This window comes from Microbulbifer maximicatervae (SeqCode), from assembly GCF_052467825.1.
This window is the reverse complement of the sequence record NZ_CP174327.1, coordinates 5,118,825-5,134,741: the sequence shown is the minus strand read 5'-3', so window position 1 is coordinate 5,134,741 and position 15,917 is coordinate 5,118,825. Positions and strand designations below refer to the sequence as shown.

The window sequence follows — 15,917 nt, the reverse complement described above, 5'->3', positions numbered from 1 at the left end:
GGTGCCCCAATCAATAAACTCCCCAGCCAGCGATAAGAGCCAAGAAATACTGTGAAATTTGTCAGCACACGCGGCAGCGCGCCGTCTCTCTCCTTCGCCGATACCGTACTAACAGGTCTTGCCAGCGATGGAGGCCTCTATGTTCCCGAGACTTTGCCGAAGTTTTCTCGCGAGGAAATTGCCTCTATGGCGGGGCTCGATTACGAGCAGCTGGCCTTTCGCATTATCCAGCCGTTTGTGGGGGATGATCTCAGTGATGAAGAGCTGAGCGGTATTATCGGACGTTCCTACAAGCACTTCCGCCACAAGGCTATTGCCCCGCTGGTGCAGACAGACACCAATGAGTGGGTGCTCGAGTTGTTTCATGGGCCCACCCTGGCATTTAAAGATTTTGCCTTGCAGTTCCTCGGTCAACTCTTTGATCACCTGCTGAAAAAGCGCGGTGAAAGAGTGGTGGTAATGGGAGCAACTTCTGGTGATACCGGTTCGGCTGCGATCGAAGGTTGCCGTCATTGCGACAATATCGATATTTTTATTCTGCACCCCCATAACCGTGTATCTGAAGTCCAGCGACGCCAGATGACCACAGTGCAGTCGGACAACGTATTTAATATCGCTCTCGAAGGTAATTTTGACGATTGCCAGAATATGGTGAAAGCGAGTTTTGCCGATCAATCATTCCTGCCCGATGGGCGCCGTTTGGTGGCGGTGAACTCCATTAACTGGGCGCGGATTATGGCGCAGATCGTCTATTACTTTTATGCCGCCCTGCGCCTGGGGGCGCCGGATAAAACCGTTAATTTCTCGGTGCCCACCGGTAATTTTGGCGATATTTTTGCCGGTTACCTGGCGAGGCAGATGGGATTGCCCATCGACCAATTGGTAATTGCGACCAATGCCAACGATATTCTGCATCGTTGCATCAGCGGCAATGACCACACACCCAAACCACTGGTTCACAGCTTATCTCCCAGCATGGATATTATGGTGTCGAGCAACTTTGAGCGATTGCTGTTTGATCTCTACGGTCGCGATGGTGCGACGGTTGCTGAATTGCTCGCGGATCGCAGTCAGCCCATGCATTTGAGTGAATTGGCCCTGGGCAAAGCGAGAGAAGTTTTCTCCTCCAGTCGGGTGGATGACAAGCGCACGGTTGAAGTGATTGGTGAGACCTTCAGCTCCTGCGAATATCTACTTGATCCGCATACAGCTATCGGGGTTGAAGCCGCACGACAGGTACGTCACTCTACCGAACAGCCCATGGTTTGCTTATCTACCGCACACCCGGCAAAATTCCCCGATGCCGTGGCCCAGGCCCTGCCAGAAAAAGAGATTCCCCTGCCGAGTCATATGCAGGATCTCTGGCAGCGGGAGGAGCGCTTCAAGGTATTGCCCAATAACTTGTCCCAAGTACACGACTATATGGCGACGATGCTGTCAGAAGGCAGTTAATCGGCACACTGTCGTGCAATAAGCGGCAACCGATTAGCTATTAGTTTGCTGAGAAATACATTGAGTACAAAAATTCAGCGACGGCCAGTGGATTTGTCTACTGGCCGTTTTGCTTCTGAAACACCAAAAATATTGCAGCGTGTCCTGTTGGGGCGGGGGATTGTCAGCGAAGAAGCGTTGGATCACAGCCTCTCTCAATTACAGAGCCCGCAGAGTATGCGAGGGCTGGAGGCTGCCGTTTCCTTGCTGGTGGATGCTATCCACGGGCAAAAGAAAATCCTTATCGTGGGGGATTTCGATGCGGATGGAGCCACCAGTAGCACCTTGGGGGTGTTGGCCCTGGGTGCAATGGGCGCGCCGGGAGTGGAGTACCTGGTGCCGAATCGCTTTGACTTCGGCTACGGGCTGACTCCAGAAATTGTCGAGGTAGCCAAAGATTATCAGCCCGATCTGCTGATCACCGTAGATAACGGTATTAGCAGTATCGAGGGCGTGGCAGCGGCAAAAGCTGCTGGTATGAAAGTGATTGTGACAGATCACCACCTGCCCGGCAGTGAGCTGCCGCAGGCGGATGCCATCGTAAACCCGAACCAGCCGGACTGTGACTTTCCCAGCAAGAACCTCGCTGGGGTGGGGGTGATCTTTTATCTGCTCAGCCGTTTGCGCACGGCCCTACAGCAGAGTGGGTGGTTTGAGCAGAGCGGTATCGCCCCGCCCAATATGGCCGAATACCTGGATTTGGTCGCCTTGGGTACTGTGGCCGACCTGGTCCCGCTGGATCACAACAACCGGATTCTGGTTCATCAGGGCATCGCCCGTATCCGTGCCGGCCGCTGCCGGCCCGGTATTGCCGCCCTGATGGAGGTTGCCGGGCGCGACCAGCGCAGGCTCTCTACCACAGATATTGGTTTTATTTTGGGGCCGCGAATTAATGCGGCTGGTCGTCTCGACGATATCGGCACCGGTATCCGCTGCCTGCTCACCCGCGATCCCAGTGAAGCGCGGGAGCTGGCCGGCGAGCTGGACGCCCTGAACCGGGATCGCAAAGCGATCGAGCAGGGGATGCAGCGGGAGGCAATGGCGGCCCTGGATGAGTTGCGCCTGGAGGGCGAAATTCCCTGGAGTTTGTGTCTGTACGATGCCAACTGGCATCAAGGTGTGGTGGGTATTTTGGCCAGCCGCATCAAAGAGAAATTCCACCGCCCGGTGATCGCATTTGCTGAGGGTGATAACGGCCTGGTGAAGGGCTCTGCGCGTTCGATTCCCGGGCTGCATATTCGCGATGCCCTGAGTGACGTAGCCGCCTCTCACCCGGACCTGATCAGCAAGTTCGGTGGCCACGCCATGGCGGCGGGGCTGAGCTTACCCCAGGAAAACCTGAAGGCTTTCCGCAAGGCTTTTGAGCAGGTGGTGCGCAACCGCCTGAATGAAAACCAGCTGCACGCGGTTATCGACTCTGACGGTGAGTTGGAATCTGGGGATTACACTTTGCACACGGCAGCCATGTTGCGCGCTTGCGCGCCCTGGGGACAGGCGTTTCCAGAGCCGGTATTTGACGGTGAATTCCTGTTGCTGCAACAGCGCATTGTCGGCGAGCGCCATTTAAAAATGGTGGTGGCGCCGCCCCAGGCGCCGCAATTAGCGCTGGATGCTATTGCTTTTAATGTGGACACCGAGCAGTGGCCGCAGCCCACGGAAAGAGTGCGCTTGGCTTTTAAGCTTGATGTTAATGAATTTCGCGGGCGGGAATCCCTGCAATTAATGGTGAGCCTGTTAGAAGCGGTATAGGGCGCACTTTGTATCTGGCTGTTGGGAAAAACACGGAGTTTTTTGCAACAGCTCCCAAGTTGTTTGGAAGTAAAAAGTAGTGAAACGTAAACAAGTCCAGGCCGAAGTCCTACTGTTATTAGCCGCTCTCTTCTGGGGCGTTGCCTTTGTGCCGCAAAAGATTGCCATGGCGGATATTGAGCCGCTGGCATTTAACGCATGGCGTTTTATTCTCGGTGGTTTAATCCTGATTCCCATCGTTTACTGGTTGTCCTCCCGTCGCGATGCCCAGCCCGGTGAAGCCGAGGGGCAATTGGTGAATCACACCTGGCGCGCCTGCCTGCCCGGTGGCGCACTGTTGGGTTTTTGGCTGTTTCTCGGCGCGGCACTTCAACAGGTGAGCTTGCTGTATACCACTGCCGGCCGCGCTGGGTTTATTACCGGTTTTTATTTATTGCTGGTGCCGGTGATCGGTTTGTCCCTGGGGCATAAAACCAATCGCTGGACCTGGATGGGAATTGGTCTCGCTTTGTTCGGCCTCTATTGGTTGGCGGACTTCAGTGAAGAGTCCCAGTTGGTGGGCGACTTAATGGTATTTGCCAGTGCCTTTGTTTTTGCCATCCAGGTATTGACGGCAGATCGACTGGTAAAACGCTATGACGCTTTGCGACTCGCCTGTATCCAGTTCCTGGTGTGTGGCCTTTTGTCCGCCGTAGCTTCGCTATTTACCGAGGAGGCGACACTGCAATCGGCGATCGATGCGGCTTGGCCTATCGCCTACATGATGATTTTCTCCACGGCACTGGCATTTACTTTCCAGCTCCTGGCCCAACGCTACGCCGCGCCTTCCCACGCCACTGTAATTATGAGCCTGGAGGCAGTTTTCGCCCTGGCGGCGGGCTGGCTATTCCTCAATGAAATGCTCAATACCACGGAGTTAATTGGCTGTGGTTTGATGCTGGCGGGGATGCTGGTCAGTCATTACGGCAACCACAGCGGTACTCACCACTAGGAATATCAATGGAATTATCGACACTGGTACTCTTTGTTCCCGCAAGCTTCTTTGCCTCGGTCACACCGGGGCTCTGCATGATGCTATCGCTCAGTCTGGGAATTACCCTGGGCGTGCGTCAGACTCTGTGGATGATGGTGGGTGAGTTGATCGGTGTTGCGTCGGTGGCGATTACCTCTGCACTCGGTGCTGCGGTATTGATGGTTCAGTATCCGACTTTATTTCAGCTGTTCAAATACTGCGGGGCCGCCTATTTGGCCTGGATAGGCGTGCAGATGTGGCGCTCCCGGGGGCAGCTGGCCCTTATGGATCAGAGTGATACGGTCGACGCTAGCCGACCATCGCGAAGAGCGCTGGCACTACAGGGTTTTGTCACAGCTGTGGCCAATCCCAAGGGCTGGGCGTTTTTTATTGCGTTATTACCGCCATTTATTAACGATACCAAACCCCTGGTACCGCAGCTCTCAGTCTTGCTGGCGATATTGCTGCTTTTGGAGGCGTTGTGCCTGCTGATCTATGCCAGTGGCGGCCAGGCCCTGAGTCGATTGTTGGAGCGGTCTGAAAATGTGCGTTTGGTTAATCGGATTTCTGGTACTTTGATGCTATCGGTGGGAGCCTGGTTGGCGTTATTCTGACACGGCTATTTATCGCTTTATGGAGGATGTTCTGTGTTGAAAAAACGGTTGTCATTCTTATGGGTATGGGCCCTGATTATCTCAGTGGCGGCTTGCGGGCAGTCGAGGGAGGAGAAAGCGATGGAGAACGAGGTTGAGAACACACCCGGCGCGGCGGAGCCCGAAGTCGCACCCACGCCTCCTGCAGCGACTATGAGGCCAGGAGAAATGGTGTGGATTTACCGCGGCAGTGGCAGCAAGCAGTGTGAAGGGGGTGGTATGACTCTTCAGCAGAGCCAGGCCAAGTTGAGTGACAATGGGGTGAAGGTGCAGGAGTCCCGCTGTGGAGTCCGCACCGACAGGATGTTCCCCGCCGTATGTGGCGCACCCACAGGAGATATCCTGATGCACTTGGTCGGTATGGATGCCCTGGATGCCTCAATTGAGCTGGGATATAGCCCCGCGGAGAAAGTGCAGTATCAGTTTGCTGCTTGTCGGGACAACAGTGCCTGAGTTGAAACCTTAAGTGGGGTAATCGTGAATATTTCCCAGGCCGCAGACAATTCGGGGCTCAGTGCAAAAGCCCTGCGCCACTACGAAAATATTGGCCTGGTGGTGCCCGGCCGCTCTGCTAATGGCTATCGGGATTACTCCACTGCCGATGTTGAAACCCTCTGCTTCGTGCGCCGCGCGCGGGCCTGTGGCTTTACCACTGAGGAGGTCCGAGCGCTGCTGGGGTTGCGGGATAACCCGGAGCGCCATAGCCGCGAGACCAAAGACCTGGTCAATCACAAGCTCGGGCAGCTCGAAGAGCAGTTGCAGACCCTGCTGGGGATGCGCGCAACCTTGCGGGCCTTTGCCGATAGCTGCGCCGGCAATGAGTCCCCAGACTGCGCAATTCTGGAAAAGCTCTCGGGACAGACCGCCTAGTAGAGGATTTGCCGCCATATCAGCCCCTATCTGACTGGAAGGACCCCCGCGCGCTGCGGTAGAATGCGCGCCGCTTTTTATTTTGTCCGGACACCGAAAGTTCATGGAAATCAATCCCCTCATCAATCAATTAAAAGACCTCGAAGAGCGCACCGACGTTCTTAGGGGGTATCTTTGACTACGCCAGCAAGAAAGAACGCCTTACCGAAGTAGAGCTGGAGCTGGCTGAGCCGAGTGTTTGGGACGACCCCAACCGCGCACAGGAACTGGGGCGCGAGCGCTCTTCCCTGGAAACGGTGGTTAATACCATCGAAAACCTCGACTCCGGCATTGCCGATTGCCGCGAACTGTTGGAAATGGCAGTCGAGGAAAATGATGAGGACTCTGTAGGGGAGGTCTCCACTGAGATCGAAGGCCTCCAGCAGCAGCTGGGGATTCTGGAATTTCGCCGTATGTTCTCTGGCGAGAATGACGAGAACAACGCCTATCTGGATATCCAGGCCGGCTCCGGTGGTACCGAGGCCCAAGACTGGGCGGAAATGATCCTGCGTATGTACCTGCGCTGGGGTGAAGCCCACGGCTTCAAGACCACCCTGGAAGAGGTCTCCGCGGGGGAAGTGGCCGGTATCAAGAGTGCCACCGTGCATTTCGCCGGCGACCACGCGTTCGGCTGGTTGCGCACGGAAACCGGCGTACACCGCCTGGTGCGCAAATCGCCGTTTGATTCTGGCAACCGTCGTCACACTTCTTTCAGCTCGGTATTTGTGTCACCGGAAATCGATGACAATATCGAGATTGAAATCGACAAATCCCAGGTGCGTGAAGACACCTACCGCGCGTCCGGCGCCGGTGGTCAGCACGTGAACAAAACCGATTCTGCGGTGCGTTTGACCCACACAGAATCCGGTATCGTCGTGCAGTGCCAGAGCGAGCGCTCCCAGCACCAGAACCGCGATAAAGCCTGGAAAATGCTGCGCGCAAAAATGTACGAGCAGGAAATGCTCAAGCGCAACGCAGAGAAGCAGGCCATGGAAGACAGCAAGGCCGACATCGGTTGGGGCAGCCAGATCCGCTCTTACGTGTTGGACGACCAGCGTATCAAGGACCTGCGCACCAATGTCCAGACCAGCAACTGCCAGGCAGTATTGGACGGAGACCTGGACCAATTTATCGAAGCCAGCCTAAAAGCCGGCCTCTGATTTAAAGTCTCCACTCTCACCGCGCCCCTCGTCGATGAGGGGCAATATCAATCACAAAACTGATAGATCACCATGACTGATATCCAGCAAGACGAAAACAAACTGATCGCCGAGCGCCGCACCAAGCTTTCCGCTCTGCGCGAGAAGGGCAATGCTTTCCCCAACAGTTTTCGCCGCGAGAACCTCGCTGCCGACCTGCAAGCTGAGTTCGGCGATAAACAGAAAGAGGAGCTGGAAGAACTGGGTAAACGGGCGTGCGTAGCAGGGCGAATCCTGGCTAAACGCGGACCCTTTATGGTGATCCAGGATGTGTCTGACCGCATCCAGCTCTACGCCGATAAAACGGCACAGAAAGATATTAAAGAGCGCTTCGGTGCCTGGGATATCGGCGATATCGTCGGCGTAAAAGGCACTCTGCACAAATCCGGCAAGGGCGACCTCTACGTCAACTGTGAAGAGTACAGCCTGCTGACCAAAGCGCTGCGCCCGCTGCCGGAAAAATTCCACGGCATCGCCGATCAGGAAATGCGTTATCGCCAGCGCTACGTGGACTTGATCGCCACGCCGGAAGCCCGTGAAGTGTTCCGCGTGCGCTCCAAAGTGATCGAGTACATCCGCGACTTCCTCAACGGCCAGCAGTTTATGGAAGTGGAAACGCCCATGCTGCAAGTTATTCCCGGCGGTGCCAGCGCGCGTCCGTTCGTTACCCACCACAATGCGCTGGATATCGATATGTACCTGCGTATTGCCCCGGAGCTGTACCTGAAGCGTCTGGTCGTGGGTGGTTTTGAGCGGGTTTACGAGATCAACCGCAATTTCCGCAACGAAGGTCTGTCCACGCGCCACAACCCCGAATTCACCATGCTTGAGTTCTACCAGGCGTACGCGGACTACAACGACCTGATGGATCTCACCGAGAAGATGCTGCGCGGTATCTGTGAAGATGTACTGGGCTCCACCACTGTGGAATACCAGGACAGCAGCTACGACTTCTCCAAGCCGTTCGCGCGTTTGTCTGTGTTCGACTCCATCCTGCACTACAACCCGGAACTCACTGCGGCCGATATCGACAATATCGAATCCGCCCGCGCGGTAGCCGAGAAGCTGGAAATCCCGCTGAAAGATAGCTGGGGTCTGGGTAAGGTACAGATCGAGATCTTCGAGAAGACTGTAGAGCACCGTCTCGACCAGCCGACCTTTATCACTGAGTACCCAACCGAAGTGTCTCCGTTGGCTCGCCGTAACGATGACAATCCGTTTGTCACCGACCGCTTTGAGTTCTTCGTTGGCGGCCGCGAGATTGCCAATGGTTTCTCCGAGTTGAACGACGCGGAAGATCAGGCTGAACGCTTCAAAGCCCAGGTTGCGGAAAAAGATGCCGGTGACGACGAAGCCATGCACTACGACGCCGACTATATCCGCGCGCTGGAATACGGCCTGCCGCCCACCGCTGGTGAGGGCATCGGTATCGACCGTCTGGTAATGCTGTTTACCAACTCCCCGTCGATTCGCGACGTACTGCTGTTCCCGCATATGCGCCCTGAAGCGAACGACTAATCGCTTCTCACTGCCGGGTAGTTTTACCTGCCCGGCAGTATTTCCTCCCCCTATGCCGCAGATTTCCTCACTCTGAAACTTCCCTCAGCTCTATCTATCCTTATTCATTGGTGCTCTATGGAGCCTCGAATGATTTGGAGCGGTTGCTGCTATGAAACAGGGACAGGCGAAAGAGAAAAGCGCAAGGCAAATAATGGCGCTGACGCTCTGTAGCTTTATCTCCTGTACCGCAGCTGCGCAAAGTTCGGAGCCTGCACCGGCTACCAGCCTAACTTCCAAAGAGCCCGATGACTGGCGCTTCCTTGCCACTCCCTATCTTTTCCTCCCGCTTCGCACTAAAGGGACTTCTACTGTCGCGGACACCAGTGTCGATATTGATCTGGATTTAAGTAAAACCCTGGAGCTCCTCAACGCTGCATTTTCTGTGCGCTTGGAAGCCTGGAAAGGGCGCTTTGGGGTAGTGGCGGATCTCTACTATGTGCATCTCAGATTGGATAAGGGAGCAACCATAACCCCGCCACGAAACCCACAGCTGGATATCGATGTAGATATTGATGTTGAGGTGGATGCTCGCCAGGGCTGGATAAATGCCCTAGCCGGTTACCGGATTTTAGAAGGGAATCTGGCTAATAGTGGGCGAAAGTACTTTGTAGATGTGGGAGCGGGTTTGCGCTGGAACCGATTAAAGCAGGAAGTGAAAGCACGAGCGGGAATTAATATAGGCCCCAGACCCGAATTCAGGAATCGCCTTGGAGGCAAACAGAGTTGGTGGGAACCTACGCTATCTGCGCGAGGTGCAATCGGAATTACTGAATGCCTAACCATTGCTGTACGCACGGAACTGGGAGGCTTTGGCGCTGGGGGTGATGACTTACAGTGGAATCTACTAGCCGGATTCGACTGGCGCGCCTGGAAAACCACCTCACTGCGTTTTGGGTATCAGTATTACAGTATTGATTATTCCGATCGACTCTCTGATGGGCGTTTTGCTTATGATATTACTCAACATGGGCCATATATAGCGGCGACTTGGCGGTGGTAGTTGAGCGAGTTCAGTTTATGAAGAAACTAAGTTCATTAGAGTCATAAGTTTAAAATCAAAGAGTTAGATATTTATTTGGTGCTTGTGATAGTGGCCATATAGAACGCATTTTTTATTTAGCTCTATGGTCCCATTTGTGTTTACCTTATCGGCTTCATAATTAAAAGTAAATGTGAGGAGCGAATTTACATTTGAAACCGTAGTAAAGATAATAGTGGTTTGGATAGCTATTATATAAATGTTAGATTTGAGGGGTATATATGGAGCTTCCATCGGTCCTAGATATTAAGGATTACTCGGAATTAAATTATTTTGATAAAAAGCAGCTCAAAGAGCTAATTGATGAATGTGAATTTATTATTGATGATCAGTATGATCAGCTTTCACCAGAGGCCTATTCATGTGTAGAGGGGCTTCTGGAGTACCTTCAGTATAAAGTCGGTGGAGAGGCTGCATTAAAAGCGATAAAGAAAAAGGTTGTCGAGGATGTTCGGCAGTGGATGTATATTCATCCAAAAAATCTAACTCCAGAAGATGATAAAAGAGCTGTCGAAAGTGGGTTAATTGCAATTCGATTGGGGTGTGGATGGGTAGTTGATGCGTATGAGGCTACTACAAATATACCGGGTCACGAAATTGAATGGGCAGCAATATCATCTATGCCAAACGTGATTTGTGAAGACTCAAAGGCGTTTTCTCAGCTTAAATTAAATTTAGGTAGAGAGCTGACAGAGGAGGAGATTATGAGAGTTGTAAGCCTTTCTGAAGGCTTGGTCAATAGTTATATGGCAAATGATGGAAAAATGAGGGAGTGGTGATCTAACAGGGTGGGCCATGCTCAGCTGCTTTACAGTTTTGATCTCCACTCCGGTTCGCAAGCGCATCTGCGGTATGGCGCATGCGCTAACTAGTAAAAATATTCTCATGACATTAAATGATTTAACAGTAAATTTTTCTCATATTAACAAGGGAGACTTTCTATCCGATTGGGAATGGCTTATTGGTAAGGGTAAGTTACCTATAGTTATTACCGCTCTTGGCGATGCGTTTATTCAAAACGTAAAAACCAATGAAGTGGAGTTTTTGAGTACTACACTTTGCCAAGTCGAGTTCATCGCAAAAGATGGAGAAGAGTTTCTCTCAAAATTACAAGACTCTGAATTTGTTAGCGGTTTTATGGGGGCAAAATTTGTACGTAGCTTGATTGAATCAGGTAAGTCACTTTCTAAATATATGATTTACAGCATTAAGATACCTCTATTTCTTGGTGGTGAAATTGACGTAGAAAATTTTGAGATAACTGATATCGAAGTCCACTTCTCAATATCAGGACAATTTCATAAAAAAGTTCAGGGTTTGCCAGAGGGCACTCCAATTGAAAGTGTTACCTTGGCCAAGCCAAAAAGGAAGTCTTGGTGGAAGTTTTAGGGCTAACAAGGTAGTACAATCGACTGCAAAGGTATCATCTAATTGAAATGGTATACGTAGATACAACGATGGATATATCTCAGTATTACGATGAAGCTAAGAAAATAGGAAAGCTAGTAGAGCCCCAGGCACCTTATGTTTTGGCTGTATTAGATTATCCTCCTGAGGAGGATAATCCATCCTCGTGGGTACCCAAAGTTCAAAACGCTTTACTGAATTTCTATAAAGAATTTCCATCTTCAGATGAAGCAGAGAAAGCGCTTAACTTGTACATTCAGGGCGCCATAATGGAAGATAGAGCAGAGCATAACTTACTGGTTAAAATAGGAGCTTCCTGCTTGGTTTTAGGAGTGGCTATCGGATGGGTTATTTGGAGTTAACTTCCTATAACTGGCGCATGCTGTTTCTGATGTTGTGGCTAGACAGCGTGCTCTATGCTCAAGTTTAAATGTCTAGGTAGAGAGTGGAAATAATTAAGTATCCTTTGACTAAATCTGTACTATTTACAATTTTATATACGATACTGAACATAGTGTCTATCAATGTTCAGTTTATTCCTGGAATAATTACATGGATTTTTTGGGGAGTTGTTGGCCCATTGATAGCCATAGGGGCTGTATGGTTTTATCACTGCAAATCGATGGGTGGAGAAAAGTATTGGGTACAACTGTCCATCGGCACTACCCTGTATTATTTGGCGCTAGGTATAATATCGTTTAATTATATAGGCGGTTTATGGGCGTCGGTGTAGCTTAATAGTTAATTAAGTAATGCAGCCATTAACATAGCATTATACATATTTTGTGAGGTTGCTGCGCTTATTGTTGTTAGTATTTACACAGTCCAGGCTGTGTCTGACTGCGATGTTAGTAGTGAACAAATTATCTAAGGTCTTCGAGAATATGGAAATTGATAAAAATGGTGCCCGAAAAAGAGCTGATGAAATTAAGCCCTATCGCTGTAAAAATCTGATAGCTGTTCTCGAGTGCCCAATGGATATGAAGAACATTGGAACAGTCATAAGAAACGTCAATGCGTTAGGCGTTGAAAAAACGTATATTGTTGATCCACGCAACCTATTGCCCAATGAATGGCAGGAAATGAGAGAAAGAAAGTCACTCTCAAAACCATCTGTCTCTGCGATCAAATGGAGCTTCGTAAAGCGTTTTGATAGTACCGAGGAATGCCTGGATCATTTGGCAAAAAATAGATTTATCTCGATTGTCACCTCTCCCCATGTAAAAGGAAAAGACAACTTTATATTGCATGAGGCTGATTACACTCAGCCAAAACTGGCTGTTTGGTTTGGTAACGAATCTAGAGGTATAAGTGATCTTGCAGTCGAAAATAGCGCTTTCTGCGTATCCATTCCAATGTTTGGAATGATTGAAAGTCTGAACCTCGGAACAACTTCTGGAATTGTATTATATGAAGTTACTAAGCAGCGCCGCGAGTACCAGGAAAAGTACAAGAGAGCAAACCGTAGCGACTAATAAAGTGATGAAGTTGACGTCCTATTTGTGTGTTTTTTTGCACTGCGGCTGTATTCTTTTTCTTAAATAAATAAAGAAACTTTCCCCATTGAATAGGCGCCTACCTTTCGGTCGCAATTACTCTTGGGTAACTTACAAAGCAGGCAAAAACTATTTCGTCTTTAAAGCCACCCCAAAACGAGAAGGTCAAAATTACTTTAATATGAGCAGAATCGAGTTTAAGGAGCTAACCCAAGTGAAGCGAAATAAGCTGTTAGCTGTACTCAATGAGGATTCACTTAGGGAGCACTTAATTAAACATGAATACTTTGATGTCCAGAGTATTAATGAGTGGATCAAGTTTAAGTTAGAAGTAGACTCCCTGCCTGGGTGCCGTGTTCGACTAATTTACATCGGTGGAGTATTAGCTGGGTGGTGTGGTATTCAACCTGATGATAGCGGCTTTGAGATGGCTGTTGTCATATCTCAACAGTTTTGGGGTTTTGGACTCTCAGTATTCAAAACAATGATCGGTTGGGCTAAGGAGTTAGGGCATAAGGAAATAGTGTGTCATTTGCTTGACAGTAGGCCAGAATACAGAGCTTTGAAAAGAATATCCAAAACAGTACATAAAACCGAGCTGTTGGGTCGATGTTTTACGACATACTGTATCGAGCTCGATAAATATGCATAGATTAAACTATAACTGGTCGGTGTATCGTTTCTTTCTTGTTATATGAAAAAAATAAACTATGGCTTGGATTTTGGTTTCAGATATTTTTGGTCGTACAAAAGCGTTAGAGCGATTTGCAGCTGATCTTCCTGGTAGTGTAGAGATAGTTGGTCCGTATAATTCAGAATTGATGAATTTCGATTGTGAAGTTGAGGCGTATTCACACTTTACATCAAAGGTTGGGCTGGATAAATACGCTGAAAAATTATCAGAGAGAATCAGCGCATCATTTGGTCATGTGAGTTTAGTAGGTTTTAGTATTAGTGCATCGGCCATATGGAGGTTATCTGATCATCAAGCTTTGAGTAATGTTTCAGGGGCAATTTTATTTTATAGTTCACAAGTTCGCCATTACGTCAAAATTGATCCTATACTTCCTACGCGCTTGATATTCCCGGCGATGGAGCCTCACTTTTCTGTATTAGAGGTCATGCAGACGTTGAAGCAGAAAGAGCAAGTGGAGGTTCATCATTCCACTTACCTTCATGGCTTTATGAATCCCCAATCCAGAAATTATAATGCAGAAGCTTATGCTAAATACAAGCAGATAGTATGTAATACGCCCTTCAACGACCCCATCTGTAAAGGTTTCAGTTGAATGCAGTTCGTATTGGAGTTTGACAAATATCACATAGAGACAGTTGTTGTTGGTTAGTTTGTGCAAGTATTTAGCTAACCGAGGCCTTTCCAAAGATCATAAACTAATTGGAAAGCCGCTGGGAAGACCGAACACTTGCTTCTCAACGGCTTCGGCAGTTCACCATCTATTCCTTTTGGATGCGCCTATATATTTCTTCTCGATGAACGGGTACGGACTTGGGGGCATGTATCCCCATCTTCACTTGATTGCCTTTAACCTCTAATACCTTAACCGAAACTTTGGTGCCGATTCGTAGGTTTTCACCTATTCGGCGTTTCAATATCAACATATTCATTTCCTACTGATACAAGCTACAAGAAAGGGCGTTCTCTTGGGTGAGTATTGAAAGAAGCGGCTAGAAGAGGGGGAGCACGAGAGCGATAAGCATAGAAGAAGAAAAGGCGAGCGCAACGCTCCCAGAGCTTGGGGACACGCCTCAAGCTGCTGAATGTACACCACTTTATTGAAGACGAGCGGGTATCTAGCGTATGATGCATATAGCCATTTTGATAATTATGGTATCAATTTGGTTAGCTGGCCCCGGGTGTTGGTAGCACCTTGGGTCAGCGCCTTTTACTTATTCTTATATCTCGCTACCGTTCTCCTTTTGAAGAAATAGATCGTTTAGGAAGTTCTGGTACTTCTATTTAGGTGAGAGCCGAATCAAGCCCAACCAAAAATAACAAACTACTAATAGAGATCTATCGATTTTACGCATCTTTGATATGGAAACAAACTTAATTGTTTCTAACAGGATAATTTAAGCGCCTTTTATTTACCTATGCGCTAGTGTGATGAAGCTCAACCAAAGAGTTTCTGTCGTAAAATACAAGCACCTGTTAGGTCAGCTTCAAATTCTTAGAATCTATATATTAAACATAAGGAATCTGAAAAATTTTGGTAGAAATATCGTAAGTGTTTTCTAATGAAAGCCTTGAAGGTTTAGGAATAATTGCCAAAGGTAACTTGCTACGGGGCCCATTGGATCAGATGCTTGTCTAGCCACCCGCACTTCCAGTTCTTGCGGTTTTGGTATCCCTTCCACTGCTATGGGCGATAATAAGCCCTGTTCAAGCTCCGCTTCTATCATATGTTCTGGTAGCGTACCCCAACCCATACCTTGAAGAATAATTTCTTTTTTAGTCGGAAAATCGTTGACTCTCCATTGATCGCCCCCTTCAAGCACCCCGTAGGTTTTAGTGGATGACTTCCTACCACTGATGATCACCTGGGGATGGTGTAGCATAATCTGCCTTGGGATTTCCTCGTATTGGGTAAGTAGGGGAGAGTCGCCAGCGATCACAGAAATGAATTTCATATTCATTAGATGAATGGATTCAAGCTGGTCGTAAGTTTCAGTCCACGGAATAATAGCTATGGAAACCTGGCCTCCCTTCAATAAGTCCAGTGGCCCAAGGCCATTTTCGGAATAGACCTCCAAGCGTGTTTTTGGGTACTCAATTTTGCACTGACGGATTGCGTTGAGTATTGGGCCGACTGGTATGGCGGAAGTAAACGCAATACCTACTTCCAGTTCTTCTCCTGCGACTAGCTGTTTAGCTAAGCTCTCAAACGAGTGGGCTTCAGCTAGTACATGTTTGGATTGTTCATACAGGGCTTTGCCGTCAGCTGTGAGTGTGCTCCTGTATTGGTCCCGATCAAATAGTTGTAGATTGAGGTCCGCCTCTAATTTCTTGATGGCGGCGCTTATAGTGGGCTGTGTTCGGTGAAGTGTTTGGGCAGCAGATTTTAGCGAGCCCCCTTCAACTATCGCCTTAAAATATCGTAATTGTTCCAAAGTCATAGTGGCGTGAGCTTAGAGAAAATATAGGTAAGTTTCTGATGCAGCATATTTGAGGATCTTAAACTGAAAATAGCCATTAACTGGCTTTCTTTTATGAAGCATCTTTTCTGTTGTGCTGACAACATGAGTAATCTGCACTTGATACCATTTGCCAGTGCTTGCAAACTGGACAACATCAACACCGGTGATCATTTTGAATGAGCAGCTTTTACGTAAACCAGCTATTTGTTTTTCTTCTACCAGCAGAAGCTGGGAGTCTGCGTGCAC

At 49.2% G+C, this 15,917-nt stretch carries 18 protein-coding genes; 15 read left to right on the top strand and 3 right to left on the bottom strand.

From position 1 onward, the window contains the following. The first annotated feature begins 51 nt into the window (after positions 1–51). The 15 genes from thrC to ACJJII_RS22460 all read left to right on the top strand — a co-directional run bounded on the left by thrC (position 52) and on the right by ACJJII_RS22460 (position 13,804). Positions 52–1,452: a threonine synthase gene (gene thrC / locus ACJJII_RS22530; RefSeq protein ID WP_444914358.1), complete on the top strand. Its 1,401-nt coding sequence runs from the start codon at positions 52–54 to the stop codon at positions 1,450–1,452. A 60-nt stretch (positions 1,453–1,512) separates the two neighbouring features. Beyond that, positions 1,513–3,240, top strand: a complete 1,728-nt coding sequence (recJ, locus tag ACJJII_RS22525; RefSeq protein ID WP_444914357.1) for a single-stranded-DNA-specific exonuclease RecJ — start codon at positions 1,513–1,515, stop codon at positions 3,238–3,240. A 79-nt stretch (positions 3,241–3,319) separates the two neighbouring features. After that, entirely contained in the window at positions 3,320–4,231 is a 912-nt protein-coding gene (locus tag ACJJII_RS22520) for a DMT family transporter (protein WP_282933653.1), read from the top strand. Positions 4,232–4,239: 8 nt separating this feature from the next. Next, the gene (locus ACJJII_RS22515; RefSeq protein ID WP_444917806.1) at positions 4,240–4,866 is read left to right on the top strand and encodes a LysE family translocator; all 627 of its coding nucleotides are present in this window, start codon (positions 4,240–4,242) and stop codon (positions 4,864–4,866) included. A gap of 33 nt (positions 4,867–4,899) precedes the next feature. After that, positions 4,900–5,358 (top strand): hypothetical protein, encoded by a 459-nt coding sequence (locus ACJJII_RS22510; protein ID WP_444917805.1) that lies wholly within the window; start codon positions 4,900–4,902, stop codon positions 5,356–5,358. A 24-nt stretch (positions 5,359–5,382) separates the two neighbouring features. Beyond that, on the top strand, positions 5,383–5,775 hold the full coding sequence (locus ACJJII_RS22505; RefSeq protein ID WP_444917804.1) for a MerR family transcriptional regulator: 393 nt from the start codon (positions 5,383–5,385) through the stop codon (positions 5,773–5,775). 103 nt (positions 5,776–5,878) lie between these two features. After that, positions 5,879–6,974 (top strand): peptide chain release factor 2 gene (gene prfB, locus ACJJII_RS22500; RefSeq protein ID WP_444893198.1). Its coding sequence is split into 2 segments (ribosomal slippage): positions 5,879–5,950 and positions 5,952–6,974, totalling 1,095 coding nucleotides; the frame shifts between segments, so codons are not numbered across the junction. Positions 6,975–7,046: 72 nt separating this feature from the next. Further along, on the top strand, positions 7,047–8,531 hold the full coding sequence (gene lysS / locus ACJJII_RS22495) for a lysine--tRNA ligase (protein ID WP_444917803.1): 1,485 nt from the start codon (positions 7,047–7,049) through the stop codon (positions 8,529–8,531). Between the two features lie 151 nt (positions 8,532–8,682). Beyond that, positions 8,683–9,573, top strand: a complete 891-nt coding sequence (locus ACJJII_RS22490) for a hypothetical protein (RefSeq protein WP_444917802.1) — start codon at positions 8,683–8,685, stop codon at positions 9,571–9,573. A 260-nt stretch (positions 9,574–9,833) separates the two neighbouring features. Then, entirely contained in the window at positions 9,834–10,391 is a 558-nt protein-coding gene (locus tag ACJJII_RS22485) for a hypothetical protein (RefSeq protein WP_444917801.1), read from the top strand. 16 nt (positions 10,392–10,407) lie between these two features. Further along, complete coding sequence (locus ACJJII_RS22480; protein ID WP_444917800.1) at positions 10,408–11,001, top strand: T6SS immunity protein Tdi1 domain-containing protein; 594 nt, start codon at positions 10,408–10,410, stop codon at positions 10,999–11,001. Positions 11,002–11,069: 68 nt separating this feature from the next. Then, the gene (locus tag ACJJII_RS22475) at positions 11,070–11,381 is read left to right on the top strand and encodes a hypothetical protein (RefSeq protein ID WP_444907664.1); all 312 of its coding nucleotides are present in this window, start codon (positions 11,070–11,072) and stop codon (positions 11,379–11,381) included. A gap of 522 nt (positions 11,382–11,903) precedes the next feature. After that, positions 11,904–12,494: a TrmH family RNA methyltransferase gene (locus ACJJII_RS22470; protein ID WP_444896558.1), complete on the top strand. Its 591-nt coding sequence runs from the start codon at positions 11,904–11,906 to the stop codon at positions 12,492–12,494. Positions 12,495–12,729: 235 nt separating this feature from the next. Next, positions 12,730–13,167, top strand: coding sequence for an N-acetyltransferase (locus ACJJII_RS22465; protein ID WP_444917799.1), 438 nt, complete (start codon positions 12,730–12,732; stop codon positions 13,165–13,167). A 58-nt stretch (positions 13,168–13,225) separates the two neighbouring features. After that, positions 13,226–13,804, top strand: coding sequence for a dienelactone hydrolase family protein (locus ACJJII_RS22460; RefSeq protein WP_444917798.1), 579 nt, complete (start codon positions 13,226–13,228; stop codon positions 13,802–13,804). 166 nt (positions 13,805–13,970) lie between these two features. On the opposite strand, the gene csrA is transcribed toward ACJJII_RS22460, so the two are convergent. From csrA to ACJJII_RS22445, 3 genes are all read right to left on the bottom strand, one after another. Continuing rightward, complete coding sequence (gene csrA, locus ACJJII_RS22455; protein ID WP_282933640.1) at positions 13,971–14,135, bottom strand: carbon storage regulator CsrA; 165 nt, start codon at positions 14,133–14,135, stop codon at positions 13,971–13,973. Positions 14,136–14,768: 633 nt separating this feature from the next. Continuing rightward, on the bottom strand, positions 14,769–15,650 hold the full coding sequence (locus ACJJII_RS22450; protein WP_444917797.1) for a LysR family transcriptional regulator: 882 nt from the start codon (positions 15,648–15,650) through the stop codon (positions 14,769–14,771). A gap of 12 nt (positions 15,651–15,662) precedes the next feature. Beyond that, positions 15,663–15,917: a hypothetical protein gene (locus ACJJII_RS22445; protein ID WP_444917796.1), complete on the bottom strand. Its 255-nt coding sequence runs from the start codon at positions 15,915–15,917 to the stop codon at positions 15,663–15,665.